The following is an 18,302-nucleotide window of genomic DNA, read 5'->3' as shown; positions in this document are numbered from 1 at the left end:
CATGCCTCGGGCGAGGTTCCCGCGCCGCTCCGACACGACGTTCTTGGGGGGTCAAGGCTGTGGTCGAGCGACCGAGGAAGAGGTTCCGGCTGATCGAGGCGGCGACCGAGGCCGTTCTCCAACCCACGCAGGAGGGCGAGCTGCGCAGACGCGTCCTGTTCTGGGTCCCGGTACCGGTCCCCGTGCTGGCGCTGGTCTTCCTCGCGGTCGGGGGCGACCTCTCCGCACCCGGGTGGACGATCCTCCTGGCCACCTCCATGGGCGTGGGCACCCTCCTCCTGGCACTGGTCGTCCAGCCCACGCCGCTGCCCGAGGGGCTCTCGCCCCAGGTCTCCGCCCGCCGGTCCCTGCACCGCTTCCGTCAGTTCACCAACCTGCGGATCTGCCTCGCACTCGTCCCGGTGGCGCTCGGCGCCACCGCGTCGCTCGTCGGCGGCGGCCTGTACCCGCTCCTCGCCGGCCTGGCCCTGGCCTGGCCGCAGCTGTTGATGGCCATGCCCACCTTCTTCACCATCACGCGGGCGCGCCGCGCGATGGAGGCGTGGGGCACCACCGCCTACCTGTGGCACGCCCTGTCGCGTCCGGCGAGGGTCACCTGGCCGGTGCTCACGCCGCTGGCGAGCGCCTGGCGGCGCTGGCGTGACGAGCGCGACCGCGCGCGGAGCGCGACCGGGGACGAGGAACGGGCGGCCGGAGCCGACACCTCCGCGGCGGACGCCGACGCCTCCCCGAACGCGCCCGAGGCCGCGGAGGAGCCCCTCCCGGGGAAGTCCGGGGACACCGGTGCCCGGGTCGGCCCCGCCGGAGGTCGGCCGACCTCCGGGGGCACGCGGGCCACCGTGCACCGCGCGGCACGGCGCGTCATCGAGGGCGGCGTCGCCCTTCGGACCGTCTCCGGCCGGGACCGCCGCGGAACGCGGTCGACACGGCGCCCGAGCGCGCCCAAGCACTGACGGCGGACGGCGCGGCCGGGTCCCCGCCGCGTCGGCGCGCGCCGACCCCTCACACGCTCACGCGTCGGTGCACGCGGGCCGCGGCGCCCTGCCCCGCCCCGGGGCAGTGGTACCAGGACGCCTCGGCGCCTGGGCCGTCGAAGACCACCTCACCGATCGTGTTGCCGAAGTACAGGGGACCGTCCAGCCGCCAGCGGAGCCAGGGGCGGGGCACCCGCGCCAACCACGTCAGCACCCTCCCCGCGGCGGCCAACGGCCAGCTGGCGGACAGCCGGGCGCTCCGGCGCAGGGGGAGCGGCAGCTGGTTGCACAGGGGCGAGGAGACGAGCTGGGCGACGCGTGTGCGGTGCCCGTCCCGCGCGGCGCCGTCCCGCGGTCCGGCCGGAGGGTCGCCCTCCGCTCCGTCCGCGCGGGCGAGGTAGGAGAAGTGGACGTCGCCGCTCAGGAACAGGAGCGTGGACGGCGCCCGCCCGCGTTCGCCCCGGCACAGCGCGCCGACCCCCTCGCCCAGACGGCGGAAGGAGTACTGGAAGGCGCCCCAGTGCTCCAGGTCGAGGGCCTGGCGCAACCGCTCCGCCGGCCCCCGGGCCCAGTCGCCCCACGCGCCGTCGCACACGGCCTCGTTCCACGCCTCCAGGCGCTGCACCGCCGGGGGCAGGAGGACGGGGACGGTGGAGGCGACGACGACGTGCTCGTGGCCGCCGGTCAGGTGCTCGTCCAGCCACGCGTGTCCGTCGGGACCGAGGATCGACCGCTCGGGTCGGCCGTCCCCGCCCAGGGCGCGGCCGCACCGGCTGTCGGTGACCAGGACGCGGACGTTCCCCACGTCGACACGGTGGCTCCAGCGGTAGGACGGGGGCTCCTCGTGCGCCCGCCAGGCGAACGCGTCCAGGAGTTCGCCCGCGTCGGAGCCGTGGTCGCGGATCCGACGCCACACCGGGTCCGCGGCGCGGTCGGCGGGGGACAGGTTGCCCAGGTGCTGGTACACCCAGTAGGCGCCCAGCCCGCTGGTGATCCGCGCGTGCCACCAGGGCAGGGCGTCCATGGCGCGGCGCCAGGCGGCGGAGGTGTTCCAGTCGTCGCGGATGTCGTGGTCGTCGAAGACCATGAGGGTGGGGACGGTCGACAGCAGCCAGCGCACCTGGGGGTCGCTCCACGCCTGCCGGTACAGCTCGGCGTACTCGTCGTAGCGGACGACCTCGTCGTCGGGGGCGCTGTCGGCGGGGCGGTCCCCGCGCGCCCGGCGCAGGAATTCGCGCATGGGCTCCCGGACCTCGTCGGCGTAGACCTGGTCGCCGATGAGCAGCAGCAGGAGGTTGTCCCCGACGGGTTCGCGGGCCAGGCGCCGCGCGGTGGCGCGCAGCATGTCGGGTCCGTGGCGGACGAGGCCCTCGGGGCTGTCACCCGTGGGGGTGTGGCAGGAGCCGTACAGCAGGCGGGTGGGGGCGTCCGGGGCCGGGGTCCGCACGACGCTCGGCGGCAGGGGGCTGCCCGGCTCGGGCCAGACGGGTGCGTCGTCGAGCCGGACCTCGTAGGGCAGGCGCGACCCCGGGCGCAGGTCGGTGAGTTCGCACACGGCGTAGTGGTGGCCGTGCACGGTGAAGGTGCGCGCCGAGGCGGTCTCGCGGCCGTCGACGAGGATCCGCGCGCGGCACGGCGCGTCGGTCTCCATCCACACCGTTGCGCTGGTCGGACCCACATGCCGCAGCAGGGGTCCCAGACGTAACGAGACGGTCACCGTTCCCCCTCTTTTGACCCAGGTTCTCACATGTCGTGGACGAGTATGGCGTTTCGGAGGCCCACCGTCATCCACAGCTCGGCCGAAGATGGTTGCACGAGCGCCCCGGCTGCGCGAAGGTGGCGCTATGCGGACACAGATCCTTGAGCTGCACACAGGAGGTTCGGAGAGCATCACGGACATCACCCGTGAGTGCGCGGACTTCGTCGCCGACGGCGGCGACGGGCTCCTCAACGTGTTCGTCCCGCACGCGACCGCCGGTGTGGCCGTCATCGAACTCGGGGCCGGATCCGACGACGACCTGCTGGCCTCGCTCGACGACCTGCTTCCCGCCGACGACCGGTGGCGGCACAAGCACGGTTCCCAGGGTCACGGGCGCTCCCACGTCATGCCGGCCTACGTCGCACCGCAGACCACCGTTCCGGTGCTGTCCGGACGGCTCGAACTGGGGACCTGGCAGTCCATCGCGGTGGTCGACCTCAATATCGACAATCCGGACCGGCAGGTGCGGTTGTCGTTCCTGACGTCGTCGTGAGGACGGGAACCGGGAAGGACCCGGGTTGGACGGTGCGTTGACGGGAGATGCCACTAGCGTGTGAACTAGGCGATCAGCGATGGTTACGGACCCACGGGACGGGTGCTTGGCAAGGCCCGGCATCGTTGTGACAACTGCTTCGTGCAGGCAAGATTGAGAAAAAACATCTGTGGAGGAGAACTTTCGTGAGCGCGACCGCGGGCCAGGCACAGAGCGAACGCGGCTTGGCTGACCGACTCGGATTCAAGCCGGGTCAGGTGGTGCAGGAATTCGGTTTCGACGACGACGTCGACGAGGGACTGCGCGCATCCATCGCCGAACTCACGGGCGAGGCGCTGGTCGACGAGGACTTCGACGGCGACGTCGACGCGGCACTGCTGTGGTGGCGGTCCGACGAGGAGGGGGATCTCACCGACGCCCTGATGGACACGGTGCCCCTGATCGCCGACGGCGGCATCATCCTGGTGCTGACGCCCAAGGCGGGGCGCGAACTGCACGTGTCCCCGGGTGACGTCTCCGAGGCGGCCACCACGTCCGGCCTGTCGCAGACCAGCGCGATCAGCGTCGGCGCGGACTGGTCGTGCACCCGTATGGTCGTTCCCAAGCGGTGACGGACTCCACCCCGGGAGGGTGGGGGCATCCGGTGCCGCGCGTCCCGAAGGAGGGCGCGCGGCGCTGAGGAGCGTCCGCCGACGAACATGAACGACATCATCACCGAGGGCGCCCGCGCGCCCGACTTCACTCTGCACGACCAGTACGGGCAGGACACGACCCTGAGCGCGTTGCGGGGCCGCCCCGTCCTGGTGGTCTTCTACCCGCTGGCCTTCTCCGGCGTGTGCTCCGGAGAACTCGCCGACCTGAGCGCGCGCCACACGGAGTTCGAGGAGCTCGGAGCCACGGTCCTGGCCGTGTCCGTGGACTCGGTGTTCGCCCTGCGCACCTGGTCGGACCGGGAGTCCTTCCCGTTCGCGCTGCTGTCGGACTTCTGGCCGCACGGCGCGGTCGCCGACGCCTACGGGGTCTTCGACGACGCCCGGGGGACCGCGCGGCGCGGCACCTTCCTCGTCGACGCCGAGGGGGTCGTCCGCTGGACGGTCACCACGCCCGTCTCCGAGGCCCGTGACGTGGACGCCTACCTCCGGGAGCTGCGCTCGCTCGCCGGCGACTGAGGAGCGGCGACCCTTGTGAGGCGGTATGATCGCCTGCGACGCGGGGCGCGTAGCTCAGTTGGTTAGAGCAATTGCCTTACAAGCAATAGGTCAGGGGTTCGAGTCCCTTCGCGCCCACGGACTCGGGACGACCCTGCTCGCGCGTGACCGCGCTCGCCGGGTCGTCCGTCGTGTTTACCGGGGGGGAGACCCCCCGAGGTACCCCCCTGCGGCTGAGGTGGCGCGGGTCGGCGGGGTGAGCGCAGCGATTTCTTGCATCGCGGGGCTGCGCCCCGGGGTTGTGGTTGGCCTGCCCAGGGGTCCGTTCCCAAGCAAGGACGCCTCGGCTCGGGGTCGTCGGCCGCCTCGCCGGATCGTCTTGTTGTCTCTTCCGGGAAAACGCGGGATTGTCCCGGTGTGACGGTCTCACCTTTAGCGCATCGCGGCTTCTGCTCGCTTGGTGAAGTCGGCGGGAGAGATGATGCCCCGCCCCTTCCACCCTTTCGGGCGCCCCAGGACGAGCAGGTCGCTGTAGTAGCCATCTTCGGACAGCTCAGCCAGGTCGCAGATGAGATCGATATAGGTGTCCACATCCGATTCCGCTCACCCCGTGTCGATCAGCTTGTGGTCGACCATGGCAAGGATGTGCTCGCTGACTTCCAAGACCCCCGTCCCAAGACGCCTCCATCACGGATGACTCCAAGGACGTGCAGGCTTGGGTGCACCCGACGTGGAGGAGGTGAGGTATGCCGTCGAACTCCAGCGGGTCGCCGAGGATCTCCAGCTTGTTGCCACTGACAGCGTCGATGTGGACGTTGGCGTCCAGGACGACGCCGAGCAGGGAGCCGCCATCGTTCACCTACTCCGGCTCCTTGTCCTGCGACGTACCCGCTCCATCGAGGCTTCCTTCTGCTCGGGAGTGGCTGCACGCCAGCGCGCCTTGGCGTCCTGGCGAGGGCGATCGCCAGAAGGGCTCGCAGTTCGTCGCTGTCGAGTCGGTACTCTCCTCCGCCAGGCAGTCTCAGCATCACCTGTGCTGTGTCGTTGAGGATCTCGCTGACGGCTGTTCGAGCGGCTTTCCTCTGCTCCTCCGAGGCTGGGGGAGCGATCTCCTCCACCACTCTGTTCAGGATGTTCGCTGGTCGGGACATCCGGGGCGCGGCCTGACTGCAAACGTTTGCATTAACCCCCTTGACATGGAAAGCGCTTTCTCTACTCTCGGTGGAGAGCACGTCAATGCTCGTTCCCTACCGGGAAAGGTAAGCGGTGAGACGATCAATCGCGCGTCGACTCGTGTCGACGCTGACCGCCGCGGCCGTGGTGGCGGCCGGTCTGTCCCTGCCGATGTCCTCGGCATCGGCGCAGACCGGTGACGCCACGGGTTACGCGACTCAGAACGGCGGGACCACCGGCGGCGCGGGCGGACAGACGGTCCGCGCCACGACCGGAACCCAGATCCACGAGGCCCTGTGCGACCGGCCCAGCACCAGCACCCCCCTCGTCATCGAGGTGGAGGGAACCATCGACCACGGCAACACCTCCAAGGTGTCGGGCGAGGGTTGCGACACCGCCGACGACGTGATCGAGCTCAAGAGGATCAGCAACGTCACGATCGTCGGCACCGGCGGCGGGGCCGTGTTCGACGAGCTGGGCATCCATGTCCGCGAATCCCACAACATCATCATCCAGAACGTGACGGTCCGGAACGTCAGGAAGTCCGGCTCACCCACGTCCAACGGCGGCGACGCCATCGGGATGGAGAGCGACGTCCGCAACGTCTGGGTCGACCACGTCACCCTGGAGGCGTCGGGCGGGGAGTCGGAGGGCTACGACGCCCTCTTCGACCTGAAGAACAACACCCGGTACGTCACCCTCTCCTACAGCGTCCTGCGCAACTCCGGTCGCGGCGGTCTGGTCGGGTCCAGCGAGAGCGACCTCTCGAACGGCTACGTCACGTACCACCACAACCGGTACGAGAACATCGACTCGCGCGCGCCCCTGCTGCGCGGCGGCACAGGGCACATGTACAACAACCACTACGCGGGGCTGAACAAGTCCGGCATCAACTCCCGGGCCGGGGCCAGCGCCAAGGTGGAGAACAACTACTTCGAGGACTCCAAGGACGTCCTGGGCACCTTCTACACCGACGAGAGGGGTTTCTGGGAGGTCGGCGGCAACATCTTCGACAACGTGACCTGGTCCGCCGAGGGCGACGAGAACTATCCCGCCGGACCCGACCCGCAGTCCAACACGTCGGTGAGCATCCCCTACCCCTACGAGCTCGACGACGCCGGCTGCGTGCCGGACGTGCTGGACCAGACCGCGGGCGCGGGCCGGGGCAACCGGGTCTCGGACGGCGACTGCGAAGCGCAGGACCCGGACCCCACGGACCCGGACCCCACGGATCCCACCGACCCGGACCCCACCGATCCCCCTGACGGGACCAACCTCAGCATCGGGGCCGGTGCCGACGGCTCCGACAAGGCCGGCGGCACCAGCTACGGGAGCGTCGTCGACGGCGACATGAGCACCTACTGGTCGCCGGGCGGCCCGACCGGTCGCATCTCGGTCAAGTGGGGCTCCGACACCACGGTGTCCGCGATCAACATCCGCGAGGCGGCCGGAGCCGAAGGCGCCATCGGCTCCTGGCGGGTCGTCGACCACGACACCGGCGCCGTCCTGGCCGCCGGCAGCGGAGCGGGCGCCATCACCTTCGGCCCGACGGCGCTCCGGAAGATCGACTTCGAGATCACCAGCTCGAACGGCACACCGCGCGTCGCCGAGTTCGAGACCTACGCCGGACAGCCGCCGGGCGGCGGGTGACCTCCCACCGCCTCCGGCCCGTCGGACCGGGGTTCCGGTCCGAGCGCCCGCCCCGCGGTGACCGTCGGCGGCGGTGAGGTCGGCCGGTAACCGATCCGGCCGACGGCGCGGAGCCGATCGGATGCAGGCCGGTCCGCCCGGACGAACCGGGCGGACCGGCCGTTCGGTGTGTCGCCGACGGGTTCGGGTCGCGAGGGCACCCGGTCGGGATTCACCTCTCCGCCGCCTCCGGAGAGGTTCTGCCGACCATGGGGTTCAGGCCGGGTCCGGGCGGAACGCGACGGCGAGGAAGTTCGCACGCCGCGCCGATGCGAGCGGTGGTATGTCCTGATTCCGAAAGAAGCCGACAAAACGCATGTACGGGCCCATTCTCATTGCGCGAAACTCCGCATTTGCGCTGCGTGATTTATCTATCACTCTCGGTGTACGTTCGTCGCTGGGTGCCGCCGTGGGCGCGCGGGCATCCGCAAGCCGCCGTCGTGGATCGGAGTCCAGATGCGTCGTCGCTGTGTTCTCGTGGCCGGGGCGGTCCTCGCCGCGCTGACCACCACTCCGGCCGCCGGTGCCGATGACGACCTGACGGGCCGGGCCGACGCCCACCAACGCGGGACGATCAGCAACGGGGGCGAGCCCTTCGGCGGCGCCCGGGTACGGCTCTACCAGGCCGGGGACGGTTGGGACGCGGACGCCACCGTGCTGGGTTCCGCGCGCAGCGACGCCCACGGGCGCTTCCGGATCTCCTACCGCCGCCCCGGCGATCCCCGCGCGGTGCTCTACCTCGTGGCCGAGGGGGCGCCGAGGGACGACGGCCACGGCTACCGCACGGACGGCGGGGAACCGGTCCGGATGAGCGCGGTCCTGCCCTCCTCCGGCCGCTCCCGCGCGGTGGTCAACGAACGGACCACCGTGGCCACCGCCTTCTCCATGGCCCAGTTCATGGAGGGGGAGCACATCGCGGGTCCCTATCCGGGGCCGCAGAACGCGGCACTGACCTCGCACAACCTCGCCGACACCAGGACCGGCGGGATCGCCCGGGTCCTGGCCGCACCGCCCAACGGCGACCGCACCTCCACCCTGCGCAGCTTCAACTCGCTGGCCAACCTCCTGGCCGTCTGCGCCGACCGGTCCTCGTGCCGGCGGCTCTTCCGACTGGCGACCTCCCACGGCCAGCCCCGGGCCCGGGACACCCTCCAGGCCGCGCTGAACATCGCCCACGCCCCGGGGCACCGGGTCGGCGGCCTGTACGCGGCCTCCCGGACGCAGGACGTGTTCACCCCCGCGCTGGGTTCCGCGCCGGACGCCTGGACCCTGGCCCTGAGCTACGTCGGCAACGGCCGTGAGCTGGACGGGCCGGGCAACGTCGCCTTCGACGCCGACGGCAACGCCTGGATCATCAACAACTACGAGTTCGACGCCGACCCCCGCGAGACGGTGTGCGGCGGCGAACAGCTCTCCACGTTCACCCCGGACGGGCGGGACGCGCCCGGAGCCCCGTTCTCGGGCGGCGGCGTCTACGGGGCGGGCTACGGCGTCACCCTGGACCCGGAGGGCGACGTGTGGGTCGGCAACTTCGGCTTCCAGGGCCGGGGCTGCGACAGGAACCAGGACCGCCTCTCCCGCAGCGTCTCCCAGTTCAGCCCCCAGGGGCGTCCCCTGTCCCCGCCCCGTGGGTGGCGGTTCGGGGGCATCGACAGGCCGCAGGGCACCGTGTCCGACGGGGACGGCAACATCTGGGTCGCCAACTGCGGCAACGACACCGTGACCCGGATCCCCGGCGGGAACGCCCGCGCGGCGCAGAACATCGACCCCGGCTCCGACCTGCTGGCCGAACCCTTCGACATCGCCGTCGACACCCGGGGCCGCGCCTGGGTGACCAGCAACAGGACCTCCAGCGTCCTGGTGCTCGCCCCCGACGGCACACCGGTCGGCTCGGTCGACAGCGGCGGCATCGACGCCCCCATGGGCATCGCCTCGGACGCCCTGGGCAACGTCTGGGTGGCCAACTCCGACATCGTCCAGCCGCCCTGCGGCGACATCAGCGTCGAGGACTTCCTGGAGTCGATCCTCGACCCCGGGACCGCCCCCTCCGTCACCATGGTGGACGCCGACGGCCGCACTCCGCGCGCCCCCTTCGAGAACGGCGGCCTGCACATCCCGTGGGGCATCGCGGTCGACGGCGACAACAACGTCTGGGTCGCCAACTTCGGCGGGCAGCGGGTGGCCCACCTGTGCGGCGCCGACACCTCCGCGTGCCCGCCCGGGTACCGGACCGGCCAGCCGATCTCCCCGGCGGACACCGGCTACACCAGCGACGCCCTCCTGCGGAACACGGGGGTGCAGATCGATCCGTCCGGCAACGTCTGGCTGGCCAACAACTGGCAGACGCGGCCCCGGCTGACCAACCCGGGCGGCCACGAGATGGTGGTGTTCGTCGGGTTGGCGGCGCCCGTGAAGGCACCCCTGACCGGTCCGCCGCAGCGGCCCTGACGGCCGTGCGAGGAGGTGCACGTCCGCCCTGCTAACCTGGCGCCCGCTCATCGACCGGGAATCCCCCCCGGCGCCGGATCGGAAGGGCAGAACGAACATGAAGCCTCGCGCGCTCGCAGTCTGCGCCGTGACCCTCCTCGTGGCACTGGCCGCGAGTTCCTGTTCGGGTATGAACACCCGCCAGTGCCGCAACGGCGACTGCACCGTGGTGGTCGCCGACGCGCAGTACTCCGGCGACCTCCGCGAGACGCAGCGCGTGGACTTCGAGTTCGAGATCGCCGTCGCCGACGACCAGAGCGCCGAGGTCACCGTGGAGCGGGAGGAGGAGCGCACCCGCCGGGACGAGGAGGAGTCGGCCACCCTGCGCCCCGGGGAGTCCGCGCAACTGTTGACGTACTCGGTCGAGTACGTCTCCCACACCGCGGACGGAGCCACGTTCGAGTTCACCCGTACGGACTGACGGCCGCTCCCGACGGTGGGAGCGCACGGTCTGCCCCCCGCGCCCCCACCCTTCCCCCAGACCTGCCGACAGGAGGATCCCCCGTGCCGTTCCACCACCCCGGACGACCCGGCGACCTCCCCCCGCCCCACCTGCTGTGGGCGCGCGCCGCGGCGATGGCCGCCCTGGCCGAGGTCGGCTGCCGGACCCCCCTGAACCTCGACGGACGGGCCCTGCTCCACGACGACGGCGGGGGTAACACCTGGCGGATGACCTGGGTGGAGGGAGACCGTGCCGTCCTGGTCGGCTACGACCACGAGTTGAGCGACACCCTCGAACTCCTGCCCGACCTGCTCGACCTTCTCCGGGGAGCCCCGGCCTGGCTGCCCTGGGAGTGGGTCGGCGCTCTGGAGGCGGACGAACAGGTCGGGTTCGTCTACTGGTGGGACGGCGCGTGGGCGCGCGCACCCTACCCGGACGACCTGGGGGACGACGGCCTGGCCGCCCTCCTGGGGGACCTGGCCTCCACCGACGAGGCCGTGGCCGCCCTGACCAGGCATCTGAGCAGGGGACGTTCGTCGGAGGCCTCTCCCGACGCCGTGCGCTCGGCGGTCCGGCGCGTGCTGCTGGGCGCGGAGTCCGGAACGGTCGACCGTGCCGACGTGACGACGGTGCGTGCACTCGTCGCGCCCGACGAGCACGACGTGGACGCCGCCGTGGCCGCCCTCCGCAGGACCGGTCTGGCGCCGGGGGCCGAACGCCCCGCCATGGCCGCGGGGCGCGCCAAGCCCCAGCGGCCCGCGCTCGCGGCCATCGGCGGCTTCACTTGGGGTCTGCTCATCGGTGACGCGATGCGCCGCGCGGGAGAGGCGGAGCGTCCGACCCCCGCGCCGGGCGCGGAGCTGGACCGGGTCGCGGACTGGATCTGGGCCAACGCGCTCGACCCGGGCACCGCCACCACGCTCACCCACTCCCCGGTGTGCGGCTCCACCATCACCAAGGAGTCCGGTGAGCGGGTCACGGGCCTGGATCTGTACCCGCTCCTGAGGGCCCTGCGCGACGCGGAGGCCCACCCCGAGCACGGTCGGTGGTTCTTCCTCCGGCTGGTCGTCACGGAGCGGACCGCCGAGACCGACCGCGCCTACGACCACTGGCCGCACTGGCACCCGCCACGTGACCCGTCCAGCGGTGGGGTGGGGCCCGCAGCGGTCGCCGAGGAGATGCGCGCACGCGCACCCCGGTGGCGTCCGCGGTGGGCGCACCTGGCCACGGAGGAGACGCGCTGGTCACCGCCCGTCCTCACGGTGGAGCCGGGCGGAGCGCCCGGTGTCCCCCTCCGGCCCCTGTCCCCGGACGGGCAGAAGGAGCTCCTGGTCGAGGTCGGCCGGGAGCTCCTCGGGCAGGCCCCCGAGGGGTGGCACGAGCTCCGCCTCTCCTACCGGACCCTGCTGGGGTACGCGGGCGTGGAGTACCGGGCGGTCGGTCCGTCCGGCGAGGTCACACCGCTTCCCAGGCCGTACCGGGCGCACCGTGCCCTGTCCCGGTTGCGGGAGGGCATGTACACCCGGGGCGCGGGTACCTGGTTCGGCGCGGAGTACGTCGTCGAGCGCCCGGGCCGTTACCGCGTGCGCTACTCCTACGACGACGAACCCGCCTTCGGCCTCGACCCCGGGAACGTCGGCTACGTCGTCGACGCCCTCCACTTCCCCCGCGACGCCGGGCACACCCCGGACTGGCTGCGGCGCCGGATCGGCGGCGCGGGCTGACCGGCACCGTCCGAGGTACCGGTGCACGCGCTCACGGAACGGCGCGCAGGAGCAGCAGAGCGGTGTCGTCCCTGCGGTGGGGGAAGGCGTTCACGTCGGACGTCAGTTCGTCGGCGACCTGGTCGACCGGGAGGTGGCGGAGGGTGGCGAGCCGGTCGGCCATCTCGGTCTTGGCATCGTCCAGGTCGATGCCCGGCGCCTCGACCAGTCCGTCGGTGTACAGCGCCAGCGTCGTCCCCGTGGGGAGCTCGAACTCCGTCTCCGGGTACTCGGTGTCCGGGTCGATCCCCAGCAGCAGCCCGTCCGGCGACTCCAGGACACGGCCCCCGCCGGGTCCGCTCACCAGCGGTTCGGGGTGCCCCGCCCGCGCCATGCGCACCCGCCCCGTGCCCGTGTCCAGGCGCAGCAGGAGACAGCTGGCGAACAGCTCGGACTCCATCATGCACAGCAGCCGGTTGGTCTGGGTGAGGACCTCTCCCGGGCGCCCGTCCCGGGCGGTCGTGTAGGCCAGGACCGCGGTGCGCAACTGCCCCATCAGCGCGGCCGCGGACACGTTGTGCCCCTGCACGTCGCCGATCACCGCGACGACGCGGTCCGGCCCGAGCGGGACCAGGTCGTAGAAGTCGCCGCCGATGTCCATGCCCTCGGTCCCCGGGAGGTAGCGGGCGGCACTGGCCAGTCCGTCGATCCTGGGCAGCCAGCGCGGGAGCATCCCGGCCTGGAGGCCCCGTGCCAGGTCGAGCTTGAGGTCGTACAACCGGGCCCGCTCCAGCGCCTGGGCGATGAGGCCGCCCAGGGAGTTGAGCACCGCCCGCTCCTGCACCGTGAAGTTGTGCGGCCGGGTGAAGCCGAGCATGCACGAGCCGACCGGGCGGCCCGACGCCACCAACGGCAGGAACGCCCATCCCTCCATGTCCTTCTGGACGTACACGTCGGGTGAGGGGTAGACCATCTCCAGTTCCTTGAGGGAGCGGAAGAAGCCGGGCACGCCGGTGGTCGCGGCCCGGGCGGCCGGGGCGCTGGCGTCGGCGGACTCGCCGTCGATGCCCGCCACGAACGCGGGGTCGAACCCCCGCTGGCCGATGAGGCGCAGCCGCCGCCGCTCGGGGACGTGGGTGAACAGGGCCAGCGCGCTCGCGCCCACCGCCGGGACGATCTCGTCGGCGACCAGGTCGATCACGTCGTTGACGCTCACGGCCTCGGTCAGCGCGGAGGCCAGGTGGAGGATGTGGTAGAGCACACTGGCCCGGGTCGGTGCCTGCCGGGTGTGCGGTTCCTCGCCCTCCCACTCGACCTCCGTGGGAGAGATCAGCACGCTGACTCCCGTCTCGCCCGGATGGAGCCGGAACGACAGCCAGTGGTCCGGTGGGCACAGCGCCACGAACTCCGTCGACCGGTGGCTGAGCACCGCCGCCCGGTACCGGTCCTCGTAGACGGGGTTGTCCAACCACGGCAGCGCGGTCCAGGGCCGGTGGCCGACGATCTCCTCACCGGGCCTGCCCAGCAGCTCGGCCGCGGTGTCGGTGACCAGGGTGACCCGGCCGTTGAGGTCCAGGGAGCACAACCCCTCGGGCAACCGGTCGACCAGTTCGGCGAGCGCCTCACCGGGGGCCTGGGACTGGACGGCGGGCCGCAGCATGTAGGGGGAGGGCGTGGGGTGGATCGGCTGTCCCATGGACCGGGCGCGTTCCAGGATGTCGACCATCGCCCGCGCGTTCTCGGCCAGGGCCCGACGCTCCGCGCTCGACAGCCCCGGACGGTCGGACCGTCCGATCGTGAAGAAACCGCCGAGCACCTCCTGGTCCCTGACCAGCGGGTAGGCGATCGTGGCGAAGTCGTAGGGGACGGTGATCGCCGCGCGGGGGAAGCGCTGGGCCAGTTCCTCGCCGCTCGGCAGCCACACCAGGTGTCGCTCGCGGGCCGCCTCGGCCACCGGGATGCCGGTGGTGAGGGCGACCCGGAACCACGAGCGCACGAGGTCGCGCGCCACCCCGGACAGCACGGACATCACGAGGGTGGAGTCACCGGGCTCGCGCAGGTAGAGGGCTCCGGCGTGGGCGCCCACCGCCCGGATCGTCCGGCGCAGTTCCTCGCCCAGCTCTCCGAGCCCCGGTGCGCGGTCGGAGGTGTCCTCGCCCCGCGCGGTCGTGTCGGACACGGCCCCTCCCCATGTCACGTCGAGTGGCACGCCCCACGTTCGACGATACGCGTCCGCGGCCGCGTCGTCGGTAAAGGGGAGACCACGTGTGCCGTCCCCGGGACGGATCACACGGGAGGGGCCGACGTCGGGGGAGCCGTCGTGTCGCGGCGGCGGGCGCGCGGCGCCCGGGGGACGATGGGGGTCGAGGACGACGGGAGGGACACTCGTGGGATCGATCCTGGTAGGGGTGGACGGCTCGGAGCCCGGCCTGCGGGCGGTGGAGTGCGCCGCCCGGGAGGCGGTGTACCGGAAGGGCGGACTGACGCTGATGACCGTCTACGAGGCCGGTCTGGCCGACTCGGTGTCGCGCTGGCCCTCCGACCTGTTGGAACGGGAGGCGGTGGTGGCCGCCGAGACGGCCGGGGCGTACGTGCGCGAGCACTGGCCCGACCTGGACGTCGACGTGCGCGTGGTCAGCGGGGCGCCCGCGGAGGAGCTGCTCGGGCACGCCTCGGAGTTCGACGTCGTCGTCGTCGGGAACCGGGGCCGGGGCGGTTTCCCCGGGATGCAGATCGGCTCGGTGGCCTACCAGGTGGCGGCGCACGCCCCGGGCTACGTGCTGGTCGTGGGCGAGGAGGGGGTCGATCCGGGGGCCAGTGAGATCGTGGTGGGCGTGGACGGCTCCCGGCACGCGGACTGCGCGGTGGTGGCGGCGCTGCGCACGGCGGCCCACCACGGTGACCGGGTGCGCGCCGTCTGGGCGTGGTCGCCTCCCGTGTTCTCCTCCTCCGGGCTCGGCCCGTGGGCGCGTGCCGACGAGGAGATGGCCCAGACGCAGAGGACGGCCCTGGACGCGGTCCTGGCGCGTCACCTGCCCGACTTCCCGGACGTGGAGGTGGTACGACAGGTCGTGCGGGGGCAGCCGGTGACCGCGCTGCTCGACGCGGCGGCGGGCGCCCGCATGGTCGCGGTCGGGGCCCGGGGTACCCGGGGGTTCGCCCGGCTGGCCCTGGGCGGGGTCGCGCACGCGCTGCTGCACCACGCGCCGTGCCCGGTCCTGGTCGCCCACCGGACCTGAGCCCCGGCCCGGGAGGCGCCGTCAGCCGTCCCCGACGGTCAGGACGGCGGCCCCGTCGACCCGGTCGGCGGCCAGGTCCGCCAGTGCCCGGTCGGCGTGTTCGAAGGGATAGGGCGTGGTGTGGACCGTCAACGGCCGCTCCGCGGCCAGGGCGAGGAAGGCGCGTGCGTCGGCGCGGGTGTTGGCGGTGACGCTGCGGACCGTGCGCTCCTGGAAGAGGTGCTCCTGGTAGTTCAGCGGCGGGACGTCGGTGAGGTGGATCCCCGCGATCGACAGCGTCCCGCCCCGGTCCAACGCGGACAGGGCCGTGGGGACCAGGTCGCCGACGGGGGCGAACAGGATCGCCGAGTCCAGCGGTTCGGGCGGAGTCCCGCGGGTTCCGGTCGCCGAGTGGCAGCCCAGCCGCAGCGCGAGCTCGCGAGCCCTCTCCGAGCGGGTCATGACGTGGACGCGGGCCCCCGACGCGAGCGCGACCTGGGCGGTGAGGTGGGCCGAGGCGCCGAAGCCGTAGATCCCGAGCACCCCCTTCCCGGGCAGCTCGGCCCGGGCGAGTGCGCGGTACCCGATGATCCCCGCGCACAGCAGCGGAGCGGCGGTGCGGTCCGCCAGGCCCTCCGGGAGGGGGTGGACGTAGCGCTCGTCGGCGGTCAGGTACCGCGCGAACCCGCCGTCGGTGTCCCAGCCCGTGTAGGTGGAGCCGGGGCACAGGTTCTCGTCCCCGCGCCGGCAGTAGCGGCACTCACCGCAGGTGGAGGCGAGCCAGGCCACACCGACCCGGGCGCCCGGGACCAGGCGCTCCGCCGACTCCCCGACGGCCACGACGTCACCGACGACCTCGTGCCCCGGCACCCTGCCGGGCGCGCGGGGCGGCAGGTCGCCCTCGGCCAGGTGCAGGTCGGTCCGGCAGACCGCGCACACCCGCACCCGCACCACGACCTGACGCCCGGTCGGCGGTGCGACCGTCCGCCGCACGCGGCGTAGCGGCCGGGTGCCGACCGGGCCCGGGGTACCGACCGCCCAGGCATCGGTCTCGATGGGAGTGAAGCCGTTCACGATGTGAGCACAACACGGATGACGTACCAGGTCAACGGGTATGAGTCGAGTGTTGGGCCAGGTCGCCTCCAGGCGATCGCGCCCCGCCCGAGGAGGCGTTCCCAGTGCCCCGCTTGCTCAGGGCCGGAGCCGTCACGGCCGTCGTGGCCGTTGTGGCGCTCCTGGCCTACCTGATCACCTCGATGCTGTTCGTGGCCGACCGCCCGTGGCCGCTGATGGTGCTCACCGCGTGGGACGCGCTCATGCTGGGTGCCGCGGCCGCCGTCGCGGTCTTCGGCTGGCGGTACGTCCACGCGGTGTTCCCGCAGTCCACCGCGACGGCCTCCGCCGTCCTGGCGAGTCTGGTCGTCCTGCTCGGTTCCCCGTGGCCGTACACCGTGCTGCGCACGCTGACCGGTGTGCAGGGCACCGCCGCGCTGTGGACCGACACCGTGTTCCACGTCCTGTCCGGCGCCGCCGCCCTCGTCCTGGCCTGCGGGCTGGTTCGGCTGGCGCGCGACCGCTGGATCTTCGAGGCGGGCCGTTCGCACGCCCGCCGCGCGCCCGCGGCCGCGCCCCGCACCAGACCGATGACCGGCAGGCACCACAAGCGCACCGGCTGACCTCCCGGACGCGACGGAGCGCCGGTCCTGTGACCGCGTGCGAACGGGATGTTCCGGGGTATCCGGGTGTCCCGGGCATCCCGGTGTACGTACGATGGGGAGGCGCACGTCGAGGGGAGGGCGATGGTCCGGCTCACGCGGGTGGAGCGGCAGGCCCGCAACCGGTCGCGGGTTCTGGCGGCCGCCGGGGACGAGTTCGCCGAACACGGCTACCGCGATGCGAAGGTCGACCGCATCGCCGACCGCGCCGAACTGACCCGGGGCGCCGTCTACTCCAACTTCCCCGGCAAGCGCGCCCTGTACTTCTCCGTTCTGGCCGAGGCCGCCGAGAGTGCGGAGAGCGCCCTCGGCGGGATCCCTGCGCCCGTCCCGGGTACCACGCCCCGCATGGCCCTGGGCTCCTTCGCCCGGGCGCTCCTGGCCGGAGCCGGGACGCTGCCCGGTGGTTCGCACACCCCGTCGGGGTGGGCCGAACCGCACCCCGAGACACTCGCGGACGTACCGCTGCGGCTCGCGTACGCGCAGTTGATGCGGCTCGGCGCGATCCTGCTCGGCCTGTCCCTGGAGGCCTTGGCGCAGCCCGGCGCAGGGCGCCGGGTCCGGGCCGCCGAGACGGTGCTGACCACGCTGTACGGGGCGACGCGGCTCTCCGACACGGCACCGGGTTTCGTCGACCCCTTCGGGGTGATCGGCGCCTGCGAGCACCTCGCCGACCTGGAGATGGCTGACACGTGGCCGCCCCCGCACCTGGCGCACGTGCCGGAGGCCGAGTCCGCCGACGACCCGTGGTCGCCGCCGGGGGCGTTCGACGCGCTCCGGTCCGCGCCCGTCGCCCTCGACGGCGACGGGGTGGTCGCGGTCCTGGGACTGCACCGCCTGGAGGGGGTGGAGGAGGCCGTGCGTTCCGCGCCTGACGGTGCCGACGTGACGGCGGTCGTGGTCACCGGTGACCCCGGGGAGGGGGTACCGCTGGCACGGCTGTCGGTCGCGCGGGTGTGCGGTGCGCTGCGCGCGGCCTTTCCCGAGCGGTCGTGGCCGCGGCTGCGCCTGGTCCTCGACGGCGGCGGCCGTGTCGCCGCCGCCGCGGGGGTGGTCCCGGTCGGTGACACCACCGAGGCGGCCGTCCGGATCGGGGGAGGACGGATCACCGCCAGGGCGGTCGGCAGGGGAGCGGGGCACGCCGTGGCGGCCCGTGCCCACGCCGACCACCGCTGACCGGCCCGGAAAGTGTGCTTTGCCACCCGCCCCGACTTCGGGATACCGTGCAATCCAGATGATCGCATCATCTGGGATTCGGGCACTGTTTCGACCAGGGCGCCCCCGTGTGAGGAGAGGGTCCGAGTGACACGCACCGGCGACAGCCAACCTCCGCTGACCTGCTCGTTCTGCGGCAAGGACCAGCGGGCGGTCCGCAGACTCGTCGCGGGCCCGGGCCACCTCTGCATCTGTGACGGATGCGTGGGTCTGTGCAACGAGATCCTCGAGGAGGAACTCGCTGACGCCACCGAGCTCACGTGGGACAGTCTGCCCAAGCCCCGGG

17 protein-coding genes and 1 tRNA gene are annotated in these 18,302 nt (G+C 72.6%); 14 read left to right on the top strand and 4 right to left on the bottom strand.

Annotation, left to right across the window (positions count from 1 at the left end; genetic code table 11):
- Positions 1-59 precede the first annotated feature (59 nt).
- Positions 60-953, top strand: coding sequence for a hypothetical protein (locus ACTVAJ_RS11305; protein ID WP_470388068.1), 894 nt, complete (start codon positions 60-62; stop codon positions 951-953).
- Between the two features lie 49 nt (positions 954-1,002).
- Here ACTVAJ_RS11305 and ACTVAJ_RS11300 read toward each other — a convergent pair whose 3' ends face one another.
- Complete coding sequence (locus tag ACTVAJ_RS11300; protein ID WP_470388067.1) at positions 1,003-2,691, bottom strand: DUF7800 domain-containing protein; 1,689 nt, start codon at positions 2,689-2,691, stop codon at positions 1,003-1,005.
- A gap of 127 nt (positions 2,692-2,818) precedes the next feature.
- Here ACTVAJ_RS11300 and ACTVAJ_RS11295 point away from each other — a divergent pair, with 127 nt between their 5' ends.
- The 4 genes from ACTVAJ_RS11295 (at position 2,819) to ACTVAJ_RS11280 (ending at position 4,512) form a co-directional block, all read left to right on the top strand.
- Positions 2,819-3,226: a secondary thiamine-phosphate synthase enzyme YjbQ gene (locus tag ACTVAJ_RS11295; RefSeq protein ID WP_470388066.1), complete on the top strand. Its 408-nt coding sequence runs from the start codon at positions 2,819-2,821 to the stop codon at positions 3,224-3,226.
- 185 nt (positions 3,227-3,411) lie between these two features.
- Positions 3,412-3,837, top strand: coding sequence for a DUF3052 domain-containing protein (locus ACTVAJ_RS11290; protein WP_470388065.1), 426 nt, complete (start codon positions 3,412-3,414; stop codon positions 3,835-3,837).
- A gap of 87 nt (positions 3,838-3,924) precedes the next feature.
- Positions 3,925-4,395 (top strand): peroxiredoxin, encoded by a 471-nt coding sequence (locus tag ACTVAJ_RS11285; protein ID WP_470388064.1) that lies wholly within the window; start codon positions 3,925-3,927, stop codon positions 4,393-4,395.
- A gap of 43 nt (positions 4,396-4,438) precedes the next feature.
- Positions 4,439-4,512: transfer RNA gene (locus ACTVAJ_RS11280), tRNA-Val, on the top strand.
- Between the two features lie 294 nt (positions 4,513-4,806).
- On the opposite strand, the gene ACTVAJ_RS11275 is transcribed toward ACTVAJ_RS11280, so the two are convergent.
- Positions 4,807-4,965 (bottom strand): hypothetical protein, encoded by a 159-nt coding sequence (locus tag ACTVAJ_RS11275; RefSeq protein ID WP_470388063.1) that lies wholly within the window; start codon positions 4,963-4,965, stop codon positions 4,807-4,809.
- Between the two features lie 124 nt (positions 4,966-5,089).
- On the opposite strand from ACTVAJ_RS11275, the gene ACTVAJ_RS11270 reads away from it, so the two are divergent.
- The 5 genes from ACTVAJ_RS11270 (at position 5,090) to ACTVAJ_RS11250 (ending at position 11,889) form a co-directional block, all read left to right on the top strand.
- Complete coding sequence (locus ACTVAJ_RS11270) at positions 5,090-5,422, top strand: hypothetical protein (protein ID WP_470388062.1); 333 nt, start codon at positions 5,090-5,092, stop codon at positions 5,420-5,422.
- 218 nt (positions 5,423-5,640) lie between these two features.
- The gene (locus ACTVAJ_RS11265) at positions 5,641-7,197 is read left to right on the top strand and encodes a pectate lyase family protein (RefSeq protein ID WP_470388061.1); all 1,557 of its coding nucleotides are present in this window, start codon (positions 5,641-5,643) and stop codon (positions 7,195-7,197) included.
- A 495-nt stretch (positions 7,198-7,692) separates the two neighbouring features.
- Positions 7,693-9,684, top strand: coding sequence for a hypothetical protein (locus tag ACTVAJ_RS11260; RefSeq protein ID WP_470388060.1), 1,992 nt, complete (start codon positions 7,693-7,695; stop codon positions 9,682-9,684).
- 169 nt (positions 9,685-9,853) lie between these two features.
- Positions 9,854-10,144, top strand: a complete 291-nt coding sequence (locus tag ACTVAJ_RS11255) for a hypothetical protein (RefSeq protein WP_470388059.1) — start codon at positions 9,854-9,856, stop codon at positions 10,142-10,144.
- An 83-nt stretch (positions 10,145-10,227) separates the two neighbouring features.
- Positions 10,228-11,889: a hypothetical protein gene (locus ACTVAJ_RS11250; RefSeq protein WP_470388058.1), complete on the top strand. Its 1,662-nt coding sequence runs from the start codon at positions 10,228-10,230 to the stop codon at positions 11,887-11,889.
- A 31-nt stretch (positions 11,890-11,920) separates the two neighbouring features.
- On the opposite strand, the gene ACTVAJ_RS11245 is transcribed toward ACTVAJ_RS11250, so the two are convergent.
- Positions 11,921-14,047 (bottom strand): SpoIIE family protein phosphatase, encoded by a 2,127-nt coding sequence (locus ACTVAJ_RS11245; RefSeq protein ID WP_470388057.1) that lies wholly within the window; start codon positions 14,045-14,047, stop codon positions 11,921-11,923.
- Between the two features lie 208 nt (positions 14,048-14,255).
- On the opposite strand from ACTVAJ_RS11245, the gene ACTVAJ_RS11240 reads away from it, so the two are divergent.
- Positions 14,256-15,107: a universal stress protein gene (locus tag ACTVAJ_RS11240; RefSeq protein ID WP_470388056.1), complete on the top strand. Its 852-nt coding sequence runs from the start codon at positions 14,256-14,258 to the stop codon at positions 15,105-15,107.
- Between the two features lie 21 nt (positions 15,108-15,128).
- Here ACTVAJ_RS11240 and ACTVAJ_RS11235 read toward each other — a convergent pair whose 3' ends face one another.
- Positions 15,129-16,160 carry a zinc-binding alcohol dehydrogenase family protein gene (locus ACTVAJ_RS11235; RefSeq protein ID WP_470388055.1) on the bottom strand — a complete coding sequence of 344 codons (1,032 nt, stop codon included), beginning with the start codon at positions 16,158-16,160 and terminating at the stop codon, positions 15,129-15,131.
- 104 nt (positions 16,161-16,264) lie between these two features.
- Between ACTVAJ_RS11235 and ACTVAJ_RS11230 the strand changes: the two genes are divergently transcribed.
- From ACTVAJ_RS11230 to ACTVAJ_RS11220, 3 genes are all read left to right on the top strand, one after another.
- On the top strand, positions 16,265-16,762 hold the full coding sequence (locus ACTVAJ_RS11230) for a hypothetical protein (RefSeq protein WP_470388054.1): 498 nt from the start codon (positions 16,265-16,267) through the stop codon (positions 16,760-16,762).
- A gap of 123 nt (positions 16,763-16,885) precedes the next feature.
- Positions 16,886-17,977, top strand: coding sequence for a TetR/AcrR family transcriptional regulator (locus ACTVAJ_RS11225; protein WP_470388053.1), 1,092 nt, complete (start codon positions 16,886-16,888; stop codon positions 17,975-17,977).
- A 126-nt stretch (positions 17,978-18,103) separates the two neighbouring features.
- Positions 18,104-18,302 (top strand): ClpX C4-type zinc finger protein (locus ACTVAJ_RS11220; RefSeq protein WP_470388052.1); only part of this gene is annotated, 199 nt, incomplete at its 3' end.

It is taken from the genome of Nocardiopsis sp. KDC1DS13DA1, assembly GCF_055632325.1.
The sequence above is the reverse complement of the archived record's forward strand: the minus strand, read 5'-3'. Positions and strand labels throughout refer to the sequence as shown.